Below are 17,048 nucleotides of genomic sequence, written 5' to 3'. Positions count from 1 at the left end.
AAAAAAAGCCCCACTAGATTGGGGCTTTTTTATATTTAATGGCTTAAATCCATCATCTCTCGTTTACTGCGCGCCTCTTGTAAAATTCGCTCATGTAAAGGCTTTCTAAAGCCTAACATAAATATAAATTCTGCCAATACAAATAGTGGTCCAATTGCAAGTCCTATTACATCATCAACAAAAGCAGGTTTTTTCTTTTCAAAATAATGCCCTACAAACTGAAAAGCCCATCCCACCACAAAGAAACCAATACTTGCAGCCAACCATTGTCCTAAAGAAAGTTCGACAATTTGGCTTGCCAGTGGATACACGGCCACCAATATCATGAGCATGATTAAGCCAAAAACTTTATCTAGAAATAAATAATAGATTGTACTGAATGCAATCAGTACCATAGCTAAAGTAACTTTAAAATTACCAATATCGATTCCTGCCCTCGCTGTTAAACATAAAATTGAAAACACGATGAGTGGAATGCCTATAAAATGCGTCAAAATATTTTGATGATTTAAATGATAAGCCGCATATTGGCTCAGTTTCTGCTCCAGATTTGACATGAGTTATTCCCTATTCACCTAACTATAGTCATACTGTACAAATAAGGAAAATTTAAAGTTGTCAGCTATTTGACAAAGTAATGAATTTTTTCATGGATGACTAAATATTGGACCTAATTTATATTAACCGATTAAAAGAAAACACATGGTTTAGTGTGCTTCCGGAAGTATTCCAAAAGTTTATTTTAGAACATGGCAAGCAAATTACTTTTGAGAAAAATAGCTATGTTTTCCACGCTCAAGATGAATTTGATGGCATTTATACCGTCCTTGAAGGCTCAATTAGCTTAGGTTATGTCGATGTAAATGGTAATGAAGCACTTTCTGCAATTGCTGAGCCGATTATGTGGTTCGGTGAAATATCTTTAATTGATCAAGAGCCACGGTCACACGACGCGATTGCTTTGAAAAAAAGTATAGTTCTGCATATTCCCGCAAAACTATTAAATGAGCTACTAAAAGAACATCCATATTATTGGTATTATTTTGCACGTTTAACCAGCCAAAAACTCAGGTACGTTTTCTTAGAACAAATTGCGATACAAACACGCAGTATTTCTCAAAGGCTTGCACAACGTCTTCTGTTCATTCTAGAAGGATACGGTAACCATATTCTTATTCAAGATCATCAAATTCAGATTTCTCAAGAGCAATTAGCCAACATGTTGACTACATCTAGGCAGACGATCAACCATGAACTGAGCCAACTTGAAAAACAGAATATTATTAAAATTGCTTTTAGAAAAATTGAGATTTTAGATATTGAAAAATTAAAAGTAATTGCTCAATTTCATTCATAATTGTACGAAACGCCGCTATATAATAAAAACTTAAAATTAAATTAAAAAATTAGATAACACTGCAAATCAAAACATTGTTCAAACTCTATTTCCACAAAATAAATGTTTTAAAGCAGAATTTTTCACCTTACACTCAAGCTGAGCAATAATACTCAACAAGGCGCTGATTAACATGAAAAAATTATCAACAATTCTTACAGCAGGCGTATTGGCTATGTTAAGTGTTTCGGCATTTGCATGTCCAAAAGGAACTCAACTACAAGGCGGTACTGGACCAAATCACAAAGGTGGAAAATGTGTAGCGGTACATGGAAAAGCTACAGCTCAAAAAGCAAAGAAAGAGGCAACTAAAACTAAACAGGAAGTTAAAAAAGACTTAACCATGCAAAAGCATGATGCAATGACCAGTGCGACTCATGCACAACATGAATCACATCAAACGACTCACCAAATGAAGCAAGATGCTGTAAAAACTGCCAACACAGCTAAAGCTGCAACAAAACCGTAATTATCATTCACCCATTATCGTTTAAAGCAAAAAAGCGAGATTGATCATCTCGCTTTTTTATATGTATAGGCTTTATTTAGGAGATGTGTTTCCTAAATTCGGATTTTCAATCGCTTCCTTACACTGTTGTTTATCGCGCTCATAATCTGCCTGTTTTTGAGCAACCGAACTATTATTTTCAAGCGTTTCGCGCGCCCATACATCTAGACTTGTTAAAGCTTTACGACAAAGCGCATATTTTCCTTCAGTGACTGAATCTGTCATTTTTACATTGATACGCCAGTCTGTACTGAGCTGACGTAGTGGCTTACGAACATTATCATTAATTTGGCTGAGCTGTTTTTCATAGACTAAATGATCAACGGTATTGATTAATGTCCATGCCTTTTTTGCATAAACTGTCGCATCATTCGTTAATTTCGGCGCTGGTTTAATTTCTACTTTTTTATCTGAGCTCTGCTTGCCATTATCACAACCTTGCAATATAAATACGCTCGCGCTCAGGATGGCGATATAAACTAAACGAGTCTTTGATTTGAACATATCAAACTGCCGAATTAAACATTTCGGCACTATGCTATTAAATTCGGCTACAATACTCAATCTTTCAAGTTTTTATAATTGGTTTACTGCCAAGGTGTATTGTGTCAAATCAACAACAGATGGCTGCTCAAACAGCAACTTTTTGGCAAGGTGCCAAAGATAGTCAAGCCATCGTTCTCACCTACTTACCAGTTTCTTTTGCCTTTGGCGTTTCTGCATCTCAATTTGGTTTTAGCCCATGGGAAGCATTTTTTCTTTCTTGTTCCATGTATGCAGGTGCAAGCCAATTTTTAGTGGTCGCACTTTTAGCAAGTGGTTCTTCTATATGGCTAACCGCTTTAACAGTCATTGCACTTGATATACGACATGTACTTTATGGGCCTGCTCTTTATAATTTAATTCCCACTAAATTAAATTTAAAGAAGACAGCCGTTTGGGCTTGGGGTTTAACGGACGAAGTTTTTGCCAGTGGTATGATCCAACTTTCACAGCGCAGACAACAATGGTCCGAGTCTTGGATGTTGGGCTTAAGTCTATTTAGCTGGATGTCTTGGGCAAGTGGTTCATTATTAGGCGGGTTATTTGCAGATCAAGTCGCACACCTTCCAAAGTTTTTACAAGCAGCTTTAGACTTCTTATTACCTGCTTTATTTTTAAGTTTTTTATTAGCGGCATTTGAACGAAAGCATAGCCTTGTAGTTGCTGTATCGTTAGTGGTGTCAGCTTTGGCATGTTATTGGATTAACTTATCAGCGGCTATCTTTATTGGCATTCTTTCAGGCATTTTAGCAGGTCTATTTAAATATTATGTGCTGAAACAATTTGATGAGGTTGAAGCTTAATATGAACCTAGAAATTATTTTGGTCGGCATTATTGTGGGTATTGCTAATTTTGCTTCACGCTTCGGACCATTTTTCGTAATACAAAAACTACAAGGCAACCAACAAAGACGCGGCTCAATCTGGTTAAAAATCGCTTTAGGAAGTATTGGTATATCTGCAATTAGCGCCATGCTTGTGGTTGCAACCCTTCCACCTTTACTTGAAACCCCAAATAAGAGTTTAGCAATGCTTATCGGTTTTATGGTTCTAGCTGGTCTTTATTTTAAATTTAAGAAAATTGTTCCTGCCACCTTAACAGCCGCAATCGTTTATGGCCTTATCTATACTTATTTACCTTTATAAATAGATAAACTGATCAACCTTATATAATATATAAATGCTAGAAGTGATTAAGAATAATAACTTCTAGCATAAAAACTCATTTTTGAAATTTATTAAAAGATAAATCCATCTAGCGATTAGAGATAAAAATGTCACAAGTTAAAATTTATGCAAATGAACGTACCATTATTCAGTATCGCGAACTGCTCTCTCATGCGATCCATCAAGCACTTATTGAAGAATTGAAGTATCCCGTCGAGAAAAGATTTCAACGCTTCATTAGCCTTAAACCTGAGAATTTTATTTATCCATCTGACAGAAGCCAACATTACATTATCATCGAACTTTCAATGTTTTCAGGCCGCAGTCCAGCCACTAAAAAGCAACTTATTCAAACCTTATTTCGCAATATTGAAGAGCAATGCAAAATTGCACCTCAGGACATTGAAATTACTATTTTTGAAACACCTAAGGAAAATTGGGGTATCCGTGGTAAAAATGCAGATGAATTGCTTTTAAACTATCAGGTTAATATCTAAAAACTACATTTTTAATTGTCCGACAAAATTACTTTTTTTATGCATGATAAGGCTTAACTCCACCCTAAGTTCTGCTATGCTTAAAAAAATAATTTTGTCAGGATGATTCGCATGAGCGTGACACTCGGTACCCCACTTCAATCTTCTGCATTTAAAGTTTTATTGTTAGGTTCAGGAGAGCTTGGCAAAGAAGTTGTAATTTCCCTACAACGCCTTGGTGTAGAAGTACATGCAGCCGACCGTTATGATCATGCTCCAGCTATGCAAGTAGCACATTTTTCTTATGTGTTAAACATGGCAGATCCAGCCCAATTAAAACAACTCATTGAAAAAGTTAAACCAAATTTAATTGTTCCAGAAATTGAAGCGATTGCGACCGAAGTTTTACTAGAAATTGAAGCAAATAAAACTGCAACAGTCATCCCATCTGCTAAAGCTGTAAACCTGACCATGAACCGTGAAGGTATTCGCCGTCTTGCGGCTGAAGAACTTGGTTTACCTACATCTGCTTATCGTTTTGCTGATACGCTCGAAAGCTTCCGCGCTGCTTGTGATGACATTGGTTATCCAAACTTTGTAAAACCGGTCATGTCTTCTTCTGGTAAAGGACAGTCTCGTGTAAAAAGTTTCGATGAGGTCGATGCTGCATGGGAATATGCAATGCAAGGTGGCCGTGTTAACCAAGGCACTGTTATTATCGAGTCTCAAATTGATTTTGACTTTGAAATTACACTCCTTACCGTTCGCGCTAAAAACCCTGAAACAGGTGAAATTGAAACTCATTACTGTGACCCAATTGGTCACCGCCAAGATGCCGGTGATTATGTAGAAAGCTGGCAACCTCAACCAATGACTCCTGCAGCACTCGAGGAAGCCAAACGCATTGCAAATAAAGTGACTACAGCACTTGGTGGCTGTGGTATTTTTGGTGTAGAACTGTTTATTAAAGGCGACAAGGTTTGGTTTAGTGAGGTTTCACCTCGTCCACATGATACAGGCCTCGTCACTTTAGCATCTCAATTTCAAAGTGAATTTGAATTACATGCACGTGCAATTTTAGGCTTACCTGTAAATACAGCACGTCACAGTGTTGCCGCAAGTGCGGTAATTTATGCTGGAGTTGATGCTAACAATTTAAGTTATAGCAATCTGAATGTGGCTTTAGCTCATCCAGATACCGACTTACGTTTGTTTGGTAAACCAGAAGGTTTCAAACGTCGTCGTATGGGTGTCGCAACTGCTCGCGCTGAAAATACTGATCTTGCCCGTACTTTAGCGAAAGAAACCGCTGATCAAGTAAGCGTTCAAACTAACTTTTAATTTTTACTTATTGGTAGACCCATTTTCATGATCAATACATCGCCATTGCTGAACTATGTCTCAAGTCATCATGATATTAAAGCCATTAATCAGTGGCGAACGGATGTAGAAAAGCAATTGCAAGATTCATATGAAAATGGGCAATCTATTCGAGAAATCATTAAAGCTCGTTCAGATTTAGTAGATGAAGCGCTCGTCTTTTTATGGAAACATGCAGAACTTGACCAGTCAAAACTAGGTCTTTTTGCAGTAGGTGGTTACGGGCGCCGTGAAATGCTGCCCTATTCTGATGTAGATATCATGATTTTGTCTGAAGATGAAATCAGTGAAGAAAATGAAAAGCGCATCTCTACATTTATTTCCTCTTTATGGGATGTAGGAAATTTCAAACCAGGTATTAGTGTTCGTACCATTCAAAGCTGTGTTGAACAAGCCGCTACCGATTTAACTGTTGCCACTACATTAATTGAAGCGCGTTTAATCACGGGTAATACACAACTTGCGAAATGGCCTCGCCGTATTGTTTCACAGACATGGACAGACAAAACATTTTATGACGCAAAAATGGCTGAACAAGCCAAGCGTTATCACCAACACAACAATACTGAAAGTAATTTAGAACCTGACATTAAAAATGCACCGGGTGGTATTCGTGACATTAATCAAATTGGCTGGATTGCCAAACGCCACTTCCGTGTGAACCGTATTTATGACTTAGTGCATTTAGGTTTCATTTCAGAGTTCGAATTGGCTGTTTTAGAAGAAGCTGAAAGCTTTCTTTGGGAAATTCGACATCATTTACACCGTTTAGCCAAACGTGATGAAAACCGTTTACTCTTTGACCATCAAAGAGAAATTGCTGCTAAATTTGGTTACGTTCGTCAAGAAGGCCAACCTGTAAATTACGGCGTTGAGCAATTCATGAAACGCTACTACCGTACGGCGCAGCAGGTTTCAACGCTCAATGAAATGTTACTGGCGTATTTTAGTGAGTCAGTCATTACTCCTCGACTCCCCAACTATGAACGCAAAATTGAAGTTGTGAACGATCACTTTAAGATTGTCGACAATAAACTTGCCGTACAGCATCATAAAATTTTTGCAGAGCATCCGAGCGCGATCTTAGAGCTATTCTATATTTTAGCGAATCGACCAGATATTGAAGGTATTCGCGCTCGAACTTTGCGCTTACTCATTCTTGCTGCGAAACGAATTAACCAAAGTTATCGTGATAACCCAGAGCATCAAGCACTATTTATGTCGATTATTCGCTCACCATATCGACTATACGATACCTTGGTCGCGATGAAACGTTATGGTGTGTTAGGAAACTATATTCCTGCTTTTGGCCAAATTATGGGTCTTATGCAATATGACCTATTCCATATCTATACGGTTGATGCTCACACCTTATTATTGCTGCGTAATTTAAATCGTTTTAGAGAACCTGAATTTGCCAAAGAATTCCCTGTAGTAAGTTCGGTTTTCCAACGTCTTGCTCGTCAAGATATTGTCTTTATTGCTGCTTTATTCCACGACATCGCAAAAGGCCGTGGTGGTGACCATAGTGAACTTGGCGCAGAAGACGCGATTGAGTTTGGACGTGCACATGGCTTTACAGAGCGTGAATGCAAATTAATTGCATGGCTTATTCAAAACCATTTGCTCATGTCACTTACAGCTCAGAAAAAAGATATTTCTGATCCAGATGTCGTGAAAGATTTTGCAGAAAAACTTGGCGACATGGAGCATCTTGATTATCTCTACACTTTAACAGTTGCAGATATTAACGCCACAAATCCAAAACTTTGGAACACATGGCGCGCATCGCTTATGCGTCAACTTTATACACATGCCCGTGATGTAATCCGTACAGGTTTAGGTCGTCCTGTTGACTACCAAATGTTAATTGAAGACACCAAATTTGCAGCAAGTGAATTACTAGTAAATAACTTTGCATTGGCTGATGTCGAAAAAGTATGGCAAGAACTTGGTGATGAATACTTCATTAAAGAGTCGGCAGATGAAATTGCATGGCATACACAAGCAATTTTAAAACATGGTGATAATCCAGAGCCATTAGTCCTCTTGCGTGCTCACCGTAAAGCAGCTCAAGATGCGGTGCAAATCTTTATTTATACACGTGACCAACCCAACCTTTTTGCTACTACTGTTGCTGTTTTAGACCGAATGAACCTAGACGTTCAGGATGCAAAAATTATCACGGCCAGTACAGCATTTAGCTTAGACACTTATGTTGTACTCGATCGTTTCGGTACATTGCTTACCGACCCAGAACGTGAAGAAACCGTTAAAAATGCATTAGTGAAGGCGCTTAGCCAACCAGACCAATACCCGGGACTCATGCAACGCCGTATTCCGCGTCAATTACGTCACTTCGATATCGAAAATACAGTCGACGTAACATTAAACGAAGCCTTACAGCAAAATATGGTCGAAATTTCAACACTTGATCACCCTGGCCTACTTGCACGCGTGGGTGGTTTATTTATGATGCAAGGCTTAGACATCCATTCAGCCCGAATTGCAACTTTAGGTGAACGTGCCGAAGATATTTTCTTTGTCACCAAAAAAGATGGGAAACCGCTGAATCACGAAGAGGTCAAACTCTTCTCGGAAAAACTGAAAGCTGCATTAGATGAAGCATCTAATCAAATTTGTCAGCACTGAAACTCAACTACTTGGTAACTGTTTAATGAACTCTAGCTTGTCGTTATTACACCCGTATCCATTTGAAAAGTTAAACCAACTTTTTAAGGATATTACCCCAGCGAACCTCCCGTTGATTCCTCTATCAATTGGCGAACCGAAGCATCCAGCACCAGAGTTTGTTAAACAGGCTATTATTGATAACTTTAACCATCTATCCACTTATCCAAACAGCAAAGGCTTACCCGAGCTTCGCCAAAGTATTGCAGATTGGTTAACTAAGCGCTTTAAACTCAACAGTATTAGTGCTGAAAACCACATTTTACCTGTGTCTGGTACACGTGAAGGTATTTTCTCTTTTGTACAGGCATTAATTAATCGTGAAGATGCACCTTATGTGGTAATGCCAAACCCGTTTTATCAAATTTATGAAGGTGCTGCTTTACTTGCAGGTGCAAAGCCATACTTCATTAATTGCACAGAAGAAAATGGTTATTTAGGTGATTTTGATGCTGTACCAGCAGAAGTTTGGGAAAAGACAGCCCTTCTTTTTGTATGTACACCGGGTAACCCAACAGGTACTGTGCTTTCTAAAGAACAATTTAAAAAGCTGATTGCCTTATCTGATCAATATAATTTCGTTATTGCGTCTGATGAATGCTATTCAGAACTTTGGTTTGACCAAGCCCCTACGGGTTTATTAGAAGTATGTGCGGAACTTGGCCGTGATGACTACAAAAACTGTATCGTTTTTCATTCACTTTCAAAACGCTCAAACTTACCAGGTATGCGTTCAGGTTTTGTAGCGGGTGATGCTGCTTTATTAAAGCCATATTTACAATACCGTACCTATCACGGCGCAGCAATGCCAGTACAACATCAGCTTGCCTCAATTGCAGCATGGAATGATGAAAGCCATGTTGAAGAAAACCGTAAGCAATATCGTGCAAAATTTGACTTATTTCAATCTGAGCTAGGTCATTTGCTTCCATTACAAAAACCAGATGCTGGTTTTTACTATTGGTTAAAAGTGGATAATGATGAAACTTTTGCCAAAATGCTGATGGAAAAAGCACATATTAAAGTCTTACCGGGCCGTTATTTATCTCGTGATACCGAACAAGGTAACCCTGGAGCTAACCATGTACGTATGGCGTTAGTGGCAGATTTAGCTCAATGTGAAGAAGTAGTTAAGCGTTTAAAAGCGATTCTGTAAGCCTCTTCTTAGCAGTTGTACAGCCTTTTACTCAGGTTGTACAACTGGGCTATAACACTATTTATATGTAATTAAAAGCACAGCAAAAAGAATAAAAGCTACCGCAGAACAATAATATAAACCTGTTGTAGAGCGCTTAATTTTGACTAAGATTCGTTCATGGGCCAGCAGTTTAACCAATAAGATATTCCAGATTAAAACCACACCGACCATCCATACACTCATAAGCAGTTTTTGAAATAAACTAAATTTATGTTGTATAAGCAGCATTAAGCTACTATAAAACATAATATTTTTTGGATTTAGAAGACTCGATTGTAAACCTAACACCAAGCTTTTAATTTTGTTGTGCTTATCTTCTACCTGATCACTTAAATTATTTACATCGGTTGAGAAATTTAGAACTGTAGATCGGGCTGCATTAACACAAACAAAACTCAAATAAGCCAAATACAAAGCGCCAAGCCATTTAAATATTAAAAGTAAGATACTACTTAGATTTCCAAGCAACATAAAACTAAACAGGCATCCAGCCAGAATTAAAGCATTTCCCAAAGTGATTCCTAGAACAATACCATATGTATAACGGCGTCCTTTTTGTAGAAGACTAGTGAGAATAAGAAAGAAATCTGGACCCGGTGATAAGAGTGCTAAAAAATGAGTAAATGCAATAACTAAAAAAACTTCCATAACAGCTTCATCTGTAAAACAGTCTGGAAAATCTTAGAAATAGAGCTAAACAATTTCTTGTAAATTATTGCGCGGCTGCGAGCTGGAACTGCCGAGGAGTTACCCCTGTATGTGCTTTAAAAGCTTTATGGAAATGACTTTGATCACTAAAACCTAAATTTACAGCCAATTCGGCAAGTGGCACGCCTTGTTTGAGCTGCTCTCGAGCCTGATTAATTTTTAAATTAATTTGAAATGCATGTGGAGTTAAACCTACATTTGTTTTGAATAGACGTATGATTGCATATCTGCTTAAACCTACTCGTTGAGCAAGTTCTTCTAAAGAAATAAAACCCTCTGAGGAAGAAATCACATCGATCAGGTTTAAAAAGTCTTTATATAAATATTGAGGCTTTTGTATTTCTTCTAAAATAAAATGAGGTAATAACAAATGAATCAGGCAATGGAGAAGAGACTGCTCTTTTTCAAAAATTAATTTTTGCGCATCAAATAATGTCTCATTCATTTCAGTAAAAGCTTCATATAAAGACTCGTCTTTTATAATGAGCGGCTTATGCTGAGGTATATGTAAATCAAGACCTTGCTCTTGAAATTCTGAATACAGTTGATTTAACCATGCTAGATCTAAATGAAGCATCTGGTAACTCCATGCCTGATTTGGCATAGGATTACATGAATGCTCAACATGTGCGGGCACAATAACTAATGTACCCGCCGAGATCTTTTGTGCAGTGCCAAAAGAACTTTGAAAAACACTATTCCCCTCATCTATAGCACCAATTGAAAATGTTGGATGGCTATGAGACTTATAACATGTTCTGCCAAAACATGACCTTCGGGTTTCCACATAAGGCATTCGCCGATCTTGCCAAAACTCGAAAGTTTGAGGAATAGCGTTCATTGAACCCATTAACTCGCTAATGCTTTTTCAATATCAGCTTCCAATGCTTCAGGCTTGGTTGTTGGCGCATAACGATTTAAAACCGAACCATCTTTACCAACTAAAAACTTGGTAAAGTTCCATTTAATAGTACTGCTTCCTAAAATTCCTTTTGCTTCACGGGTTAAATATCTAAAGATCACATGAGCTTCAGGACCTTTTACATCTACTTTGGCAAACATAGGGAATTTCACTCCATAGTTACGCTGGCAGAATGTACCTATCTCTTTATTGCTTCCGGGATCTTGCCCACCAAACTGATTGCAGGGAAAACCTAAAACTTCTAAACCTTGGTCTTTATATTTTTCATAAAGTTTTTCGAGGCCCGCAAACTGTGGAGTAAAACCACATTTACTTGCAGTATTTACAATTAATAAAACTTTACCTTTGTAATCAGCGAATTGTTTAATATCTCCCTCTAACAATTCAGCTTCAAACTGATAAATGTTACTCATGGATAGGTTTCCTCATCATTTTTTTCTTGTGTTTTCAGTTGTAATGATGCCGAGTTCACACAGTAGCGCAAACCTGTCGGCTGTGGTCCATCTTCAAAAACATGCCCAAGATGAGCTTCGCAATCATGACAAACAATTTCCGTTCTGACCATACCATGCGTTAAATCTTCATGTTCATCAATAACGCTTCCATTCAGAGGGCGAAAGAAACTTGGCCAACCACAACCGCTATCGTATTTTGCATCTGACGAAAACAATTCCGCGCCACAACAACGACAAACATATGTGCCATGTTGCTTAGTATTCCAGTATTGCCCCGTAAATGCTGGTTCAGTGCCCTTTTGTCGCGTTATCCGATATTCTTCAGGTGATAACTCTCTTTGCCATTCTCGGTCTGTTTTATTAACTTTTCCCATGACCTGCACCTTTTATTCTGATGTAAACATAAATTGATAATCGTATTTTATATTTACGCCATTCATCAAAAAAACACTAGTCTCTGAACGTAAAATTTGTTGGATTTTAAACATCTAAGTAATAGAAAGCAAAAAGTAAGCAAAATACAAAAACAAAAGAAAGCAATTTTTTATTTTATTTCCTTTTAAGGAAGCAAAGATGGTGCTATTCTTGTGTGGCACGGTTGTATAGGACAAAACATGTCTCAGAAAAAAAGTGTGCTTTTCCAGCAACTATTACCAGTTATCAAACAGTATCAGCAATCGGGCTTTACCCATGAAAAAATTGTTGAATTACTTAAAGATCAACATGATCTGAATTTGGTAACAGTCAAAACATTTAAAAGTTATTTATACCGATATGCAAAAGTGAATCCAGCTATGTCTAAAAATACTGCTACTCTCCAATCCATGCCAACTTCCCGAGAAATTAAAAAATCATCGAAGCTTGAGCATGTTTGTTATGACATTCGCGGACCAGTATTACGAGCCGCCAATGAAATGGAAGAGCAAGGACATAAAATCATTAAGCTGAATATCGGCAACCCTGCCCCATTTGGTTTTGAAGCACCGCAAGAAATTATTAATGACGTTGCTTTAAACCTACCAAATGCAATTGGTTATGTAGATTCAAAAGGTATCTTTCCGGCACGTAAAGCAATCTGCCAGTACTACCAGCAAAAAGGCATCTTAAATATGCACGTTAATGACGTGTATATCGGTAATGGTGTATCTGAACTCATTGTCATGGCTATGCAAGGCCTACTCGATGATGGTGATGAAATGCTCATTCCGATGCCGGACTATCCGCTATGGACAGCTGCCGTTAACCTGTCGGGCGGTACAGCGATTCACTATAAGTGTGATGAAGAAAACAGTTGGTATCCTGATATTGCCGATATTGAAAGTAAAATTACTTCAAACACACGTGGTATTGTCATTATCAATCCGAACAACCCAACTGGTTCGGTATATCCACGTCATGTGCTTGAGCAAATTGTGGCACTTGCAAAGAAACATGACCTGATTTTATTTGCTGACGAAATTTACGACAAAATCGTTTACGATGGCATTGAACATGTTGCTGTTGCTTCTTTAGCAGGCGACCAATTATGTATTTCTTTCAATGGGCTATCAAAAGCATATCGTATTGCTGGTTTCCGTTCAGGCTGGATGGCAATCACAGGCGATAAGAGCCGTGCAGCAGACTATATCGAAGGTCTGGATATGTTAGCTTCAATGCGTTTATGTGCAAACGTACAAGCTCAGTATGCAATTCAAACAGCGCTTGGTGGCTATCAGTCTATTAATGACTTGATCCGACCAGGTGGACGTTTATATGAACAGCGTAATATCGCATGGGAAATGTTAAATGAAATTCCTGGGGTAAGCTGTGTTAAACCAGAAGGCGCAATGTATTGTTTCCCGCGTCTTGATCCTAACATTTACCCAATCGAAGATGATGAAAAGTTAATGTTAGATTTACTTCGTGCTGAAAAAGTACTATTAGTTCAAGGAACAGGTTTTAACTGGCCAACACCAGACCATTTCCGTGTTGTTTTCTTACCAGCAGAAAACGAATTACGTGAAGCAATTGGTCGTTTAGGCCGTTTCTTAGCCAATCGCCGTTAAAAAAATGCATAATAAAAAAGGTATCTTAAATTAGGTGCCTTTTTTTATTTTTATATCATTTAAATAATTATTTAATAACTAATATCACCTATTTTAATCAGATCAATAAACCAAATTAATATACTGAATAATATAAACTTTTAAAAATAATATATAAGACTTATTTTCTCAAAAAATCTCATCCATATTTTTTATCAAACGTTTAAATTACTATATTTATCCCCTATTCCTCCTTTCGTTATTATGCAAAAAATGCATAAGTTGATATTTTTTTGCATTTCACACTGCTTCAAAATCGAGCAACAATCCCTTCCCATAACAACATCACCATATTCGATTCGGTTAATACTGATGCAAATTTAGGAAGATGAAATCAGTTACAGGACCGAACTGAACTACAAGGAAAGCTTTCAATCATCGTTATCCCATCTAAAAGATGATTGAACCCAAAGGATAGAGGTTCCTATGAAGCAAAAAAAATTGCTCAAGTATATTGTGGTTGCTATTTTACTAGGAGTATTGACGGGTTGGATCTGTCATCACTTCTTTAATGAAGGCGAGCAACTGAAGCAAATCGCTTCTTATTTCAACATCGTCACAGATATCTTTTTACGTCTCATCAAAATGATTATTGCCCCATTGGTATTTGCTACAATTGTGTGTGGCATTGTGTCAATGGGCAAATCAACTTCAATTGGTAGCATCACACTCAAGTCAATGACTTGGTTTATTACCGCTTCGTTTGTCTCACTTGCCATCGGTATGGGTTTAGCAAACTTTTTCCAACCTGGCGCGGCGCTAGACCTAGCATTACCAACAGCTCAACAACTTAGTAGTTCTTCTCTCCCAACAACTACTGGTTTTACCCTGCAATCATTCTTGAGTCACGTGTTCCCACGCAGCATTGCAGAAGCAATGGCGAACAATGATATTTTACAAGTCCTTGTTTTCTCTATTTTCTTTGGTTCAGCTCTTGCTTTTGTAAATCAGGGCAGAGAAAAAGACTCAGTTATCATTCGCTTAACTGATGAACTCAGTAAAATCATGTTCCGCATTACTGACTACGTAATGATGTTCGCACCTTTTGCAGTATTTGCTGCAATCGCTTCAGCAATTACAGTACAAGGCTTAGGCTTAATTGTTGATTATGGCATTTTAATCGCAGAATTCTACTTCGGTCTGCTATTACTTTGGGTCATTTTGTTCTCTGTTGGCGCAATCGTACTTAAAAAAGATATCTTCCGTTTAGGTAAATTGATTCGTGAACCTGTAACACTTGCTTTTGCTACAGCTTCAAGTGAATCAGCCTATCCTAAAGTTATGGATGCTTTAAATAAGTTCGGCGTGCCTAAAAAAGTAACTAGCTTCGTTTTACCTTTGGGTTATTCATTTAACCTTGATGGTTCGATGATGTACACCACCTTTGCGGTACTCTTTATCGCCCAAGCTTACAATATTGATCTGAGCTTCACTCAACAAATCTTGATTTTGTTAACGCTTATGGTGACAAGTAAAGGTATTGCGGGTGTTTCAAGAGCTTCTATTGTGGTTATTTCGGCAACACTCACAATGTTCCATTTGCCTGAAGCCGGCATTCTATTATTGCTTGGTATTGATCAGTTCCTTGATATGGGCCGTACTGCAACAAACGTAGTAGGTAATAGTATTGCGACTGCAGTTGTTGCCAAACTTGAAGGCGATAAAGTGGCTGATACTGAAGAATTACCAGAGCCTGTATTAATTAAATCAACTCAAGAACAAACAATCGCTTAAGTTTCCTTTTTCTCCCACTCTCCCAACTTAAGAGCAATTTTATACGACCTTATAAAATTGCTCTTTTTTTCTTTCGAACTAAACAATAAAAAGTTATCAGTATTTCTATATTAAATAATAGGCCAAATTATGGATTTTAATTCCTATTAAATTTCTTAAAAGCAAACCTTAAAAACAGAATAAAAAACAATCATTCAAAAATTTATATACTAAAAAATATGCACTAACTGATTATTTTTTAATTCAATTTATGATTAATTCATTATATTAAACAACTAAGATTATTATTCAATTCGGACATGAAAAATTTTATTTTATATTCTTAATAAATATAGTTTTAAAAATCAATTCAATAAATCCACCAAATGTTAAATAAAGACCCAACCCAACCTATTATTTTTTAATTTTATAAAGATTAAAAAATCATTTGCGCGAATTATATTAAAAATTAAATAAATTCAGATAAATTAGAAAAACTTAATAGATTTTTTATTTTTTTCATGATATTTATTAGCGCTGAATAAAAGCAATGTTTAAATGATTGTTGTCGAAACAAAATGATATTCAAGGATGCTTTTATTCAAACAAGTTACGGATATGTTTTACATGGTATGTATTTTGCTTAGGAAAAGCAGGCGTATTCGGCAAACTTTATACTTCGTCACTTCATAAGGATATTTTCGATGTTGACTAAAACTGTTAAATCTTTCGGTTTAGCGATGGGCTTATTAGCCTGCTCTCTCCCACTTTACGCAAAAAACAATGTTGTTGTTGTCGCTACTGGCGGTACCATTGCTGGTGCTGGCGCAAGCTCAGCAAATAGTGCAACTTATACGGCGGCAAAAGTTCCAGTTGATGCTTTAATCAATGCAGTTCCTCAAATTCAAGATTTGGCGAATGTTTCTGGTATCCAAGCATTACAAGTAGCTTCTGAAAGTATTACTGACAAGGAATTATTACAAATTGCTCGTCAAGTAAATGAACTTGTTAAAAAGCCAACTGTAAATGGCGTTGTGATTACACACGGTACAGATACTTTAGAAGAAACAGCATTTTTCTTAAATCTTGTTGTTCATACTGATAAACCAATCGTACTTGTTGGCTCAATGCGCCCATCAACTGCTCTTTCAGCAGATGGTCCACTTAACCTTTATAGTGCTGTTGCATTGGCCGCTTCTGATGATGCAAAAAATAAAGGCGTTATGGTTCTCATGAACGACTCTATTTTTGCTGCTCGTGATGTAACTAAAGGCATTAACATTCATACAAATGCTTTTGTAAGCCAATGGGGTGCTTTGGGTACACTTGTTGAAGGTAAACCATATTGGTTTAGACAATCTGTTAAACGTCATACCAATGCTTCAGAATTTAATATTGAAAATATTAAAGGTGATGCTCTTCCGACAGTGCAAATCGTTTATGGTTCTGATTCTATGCTTCCTGATGCTTATGAAGCATATGCAAAAGCTGGCGCTAAAGCGATTATTCATGCAGGTACAGGTAATGGTTCTGTAGCGAAATATATCGTTCCAACATTACAAAATCTTCATGACAAAAACGGTATTCAAATTATCCGCTCATCGCGCGTTCCACAAGGTTTTGTGTTACGTGATGCAGAACAACCTGACTCTAAATATGGTTGGGTAGCAGCTCATGATTTGAATCCTCAAAAAGCGCGTCTTCTTGCGGCGTTGGCACTTACCAAAACCAACGATGCGAAAGAAATTCAACGCATGTTCTGGCAGTACTAAAATTTCTAACCAGCCCAAATCAATTTGGGCTGGTT

At 37.4% G+C, this 17,048-nt stretch carries 17 protein-coding genes; 11 read left to right on the top strand and 6 right to left on the bottom strand.

What is annotated here, in order from left to right; genetic code table 11:
- Positions 1-35 precede the first annotated feature (35 nt).
- Positions 36-557: a DUF962 domain-containing protein gene (locus NQ782_RS04615; RefSeq protein ID WP_057094569.1), complete on the bottom strand. Its 522-nt coding sequence runs from the start codon at positions 555-557 to the stop codon at positions 36-38.
- Positions 558-661: 104 nt separating this feature from the next.
- Here NQ782_RS04615 and NQ782_RS04610 point away from each other — a divergent pair, with 104 nt between their 5' ends.
- Both NQ782_RS04610 and NQ782_RS04605 read left to right on the top strand, forming a co-directional pair.
- On the top strand, positions 662-1,357 hold the full coding sequence (locus NQ782_RS04610) for a Crp/Fnr family transcriptional regulator (protein WP_228138163.1): 696 nt from the start codon (positions 662-664) through the stop codon (positions 1,355-1,357).
- Positions 1,358-1,529: 172 nt separating this feature from the next.
- On the top strand, positions 1,530-1,865 hold the full coding sequence (locus tag NQ782_RS04605; RefSeq protein ID WP_032030947.1) for a hypothetical protein: 336 nt from the start codon (positions 1,530-1,532) through the stop codon (positions 1,863-1,865).
- A 72-nt stretch (positions 1,866-1,937) separates the two neighbouring features.
- On the opposite strand, the gene NQ782_RS04600 is transcribed toward NQ782_RS04605, so the two are convergent.
- Entirely contained in the window at positions 1,938-2,408 is a 471-nt protein-coding gene (locus NQ782_RS04600) for a hypothetical protein (protein WP_000477051.1), read from the bottom strand.
- Between the two features lie 119 nt (positions 2,409-2,527).
- Between NQ782_RS04600 and NQ782_RS04595 the strand changes: the two genes are divergently transcribed.
- The 6 genes from NQ782_RS04595 to dapC all read left to right on the top strand — a co-directional run bounded on the left by NQ782_RS04595 (position 2,528) and on the right by dapC (position 9,317).
- The gene (locus tag NQ782_RS04595; protein WP_085940569.1) at positions 2,528-3,250 is read left to right on the top strand and encodes an AzlC family ABC transporter permease; all 723 of its coding nucleotides are present in this window, start codon (positions 2,528-2,530) and stop codon (positions 3,248-3,250) included.
- Between the two features lies 1 nt (position 3,251).
- Positions 3,252-3,593, top strand: coding sequence for an L-valine transporter subunit YgaH (gene ygaH, locus NQ782_RS04590; RefSeq protein WP_001047284.1), 342 nt, complete (start codon positions 3,252-3,254; stop codon positions 3,591-3,593).
- A 128-nt stretch (positions 3,594-3,721) separates the two neighbouring features.
- Entirely contained in the window at positions 3,722-4,111 is a 390-nt protein-coding gene (locus NQ782_RS04585; RefSeq protein ID WP_000084512.1) for a tautomerase family protein, read from the top strand.
- Positions 4,112-4,213: 102 nt separating this feature from the next.
- Positions 4,214-5,431 (top strand): formate-dependent phosphoribosylglycinamide formyltransferase, encoded by a 1,218-nt coding sequence (gene purT, locus NQ782_RS04580; protein ID WP_002000338.1) that lies wholly within the window; start codon positions 4,214-4,216, stop codon positions 5,429-5,431.
- A gap of 27 nt (positions 5,432-5,458) precedes the next feature.
- A complete protein-coding gene (glnD, locus tag NQ782_RS04575) occupies positions 5,459-8,122 on the top strand; it encodes a [protein-PII] uridylyltransferase (RefSeq protein ID WP_000611177.1) in 2,664 nt (887 codons plus the stop codon).
- A 25-nt stretch (positions 8,123-8,147) separates the two neighbouring features.
- Positions 8,148-9,317 (top strand): succinyldiaminopimelate transaminase, encoded by a 1,170-nt coding sequence (gene dapC, locus NQ782_RS04570; protein WP_001983957.1) that lies wholly within the window; start codon positions 8,148-8,150, stop codon positions 9,315-9,317.
- A 57-nt stretch (positions 9,318-9,374) separates the two neighbouring features.
- On the opposite strand, the gene NQ782_RS04565 is transcribed toward dapC, so the two are convergent.
- From NQ782_RS04565 to msrB, 4 genes are all read right to left on the bottom strand, one after another.
- The gene (locus NQ782_RS04565; protein ID WP_032039154.1) at positions 9,375-10,007 is read right to left on the bottom strand and encodes a LysE family translocator; all 633 of its coding nucleotides are present in this window, start codon (positions 10,005-10,007) and stop codon (positions 9,375-9,377) included.
- 64 nt (positions 10,008-10,071) lie between these two features.
- Positions 10,072-10,917, bottom strand: coding sequence for an AraC family transcriptional regulator (locus NQ782_RS04560; protein WP_032050123.1), 846 nt, complete (start codon positions 10,915-10,917; stop codon positions 10,072-10,074).
- Positions 10,917-11,402: a glutathione peroxidase gene (locus NQ782_RS04555; protein WP_000066032.1), complete on the bottom strand. Its 486-nt coding sequence runs from the start codon at positions 11,400-11,402 to the stop codon at positions 10,917-10,919. The genes NQ782_RS04560 and NQ782_RS04555 overlap by 1 nt, the downstream gene beginning before the upstream one ends.
- Entirely contained in the window at positions 11,399-11,818 is a 420-nt protein-coding gene (msrB, locus tag NQ782_RS04550; RefSeq protein ID WP_000521160.1) for a peptide-methionine (R)-S-oxide reductase MsrB, read from the bottom strand. Before msrB ends, NQ782_RS04555 begins: the two co-directional genes overlap by 4 nt.
- A gap of 240 nt (positions 11,819-12,058) precedes the next feature.
- On the opposite strand from msrB, the gene NQ782_RS04545 reads away from it, so the two are divergent.
- From NQ782_RS04545 to NQ782_RS04535, 3 genes are all read left to right on the top strand, one after another.
- Positions 12,059-13,489, top strand: a complete 1,431-nt coding sequence (locus NQ782_RS04545) for a pyridoxal phosphate-dependent aminotransferase (protein WP_000078703.1) — start codon at positions 12,059-12,061, stop codon at positions 13,487-13,489.
- Between the two features lie 465 nt (positions 13,490-13,954).
- The gene (locus NQ782_RS04540) at positions 13,955-15,262 is read left to right on the top strand and encodes a dicarboxylate/amino acid:cation symporter (RefSeq protein ID WP_045544229.1); all 1,308 of its coding nucleotides are present in this window, start codon (positions 13,955-13,957) and stop codon (positions 15,260-15,262) included.
- A gap of 683 nt (positions 15,263-15,945) precedes the next feature.
- On the top strand, positions 15,946-17,013 hold the full coding sequence (locus tag NQ782_RS04535; RefSeq protein WP_000956445.1) for a type II asparaginase: 1,068 nt from the start codon (positions 15,946-15,948) through the stop codon (positions 17,011-17,013).
- Positions 17,014-17,048 lie beyond the last annotated feature (35 nt).

Origin of the sequence: Acinetobacter sp. BD54 (assembly GCF_044778325.1) — a bacterium.
Lineage (GTDB): Bacteria > Pseudomonadota > Gammaproteobacteria > Pseudomonadales > Moraxellaceae > Acinetobacter > Acinetobacter baumannii.
Note: the sequence above shows the minus strand (reverse complement) of the source record. Positions and strands in the feature narration are given on the sequence as shown.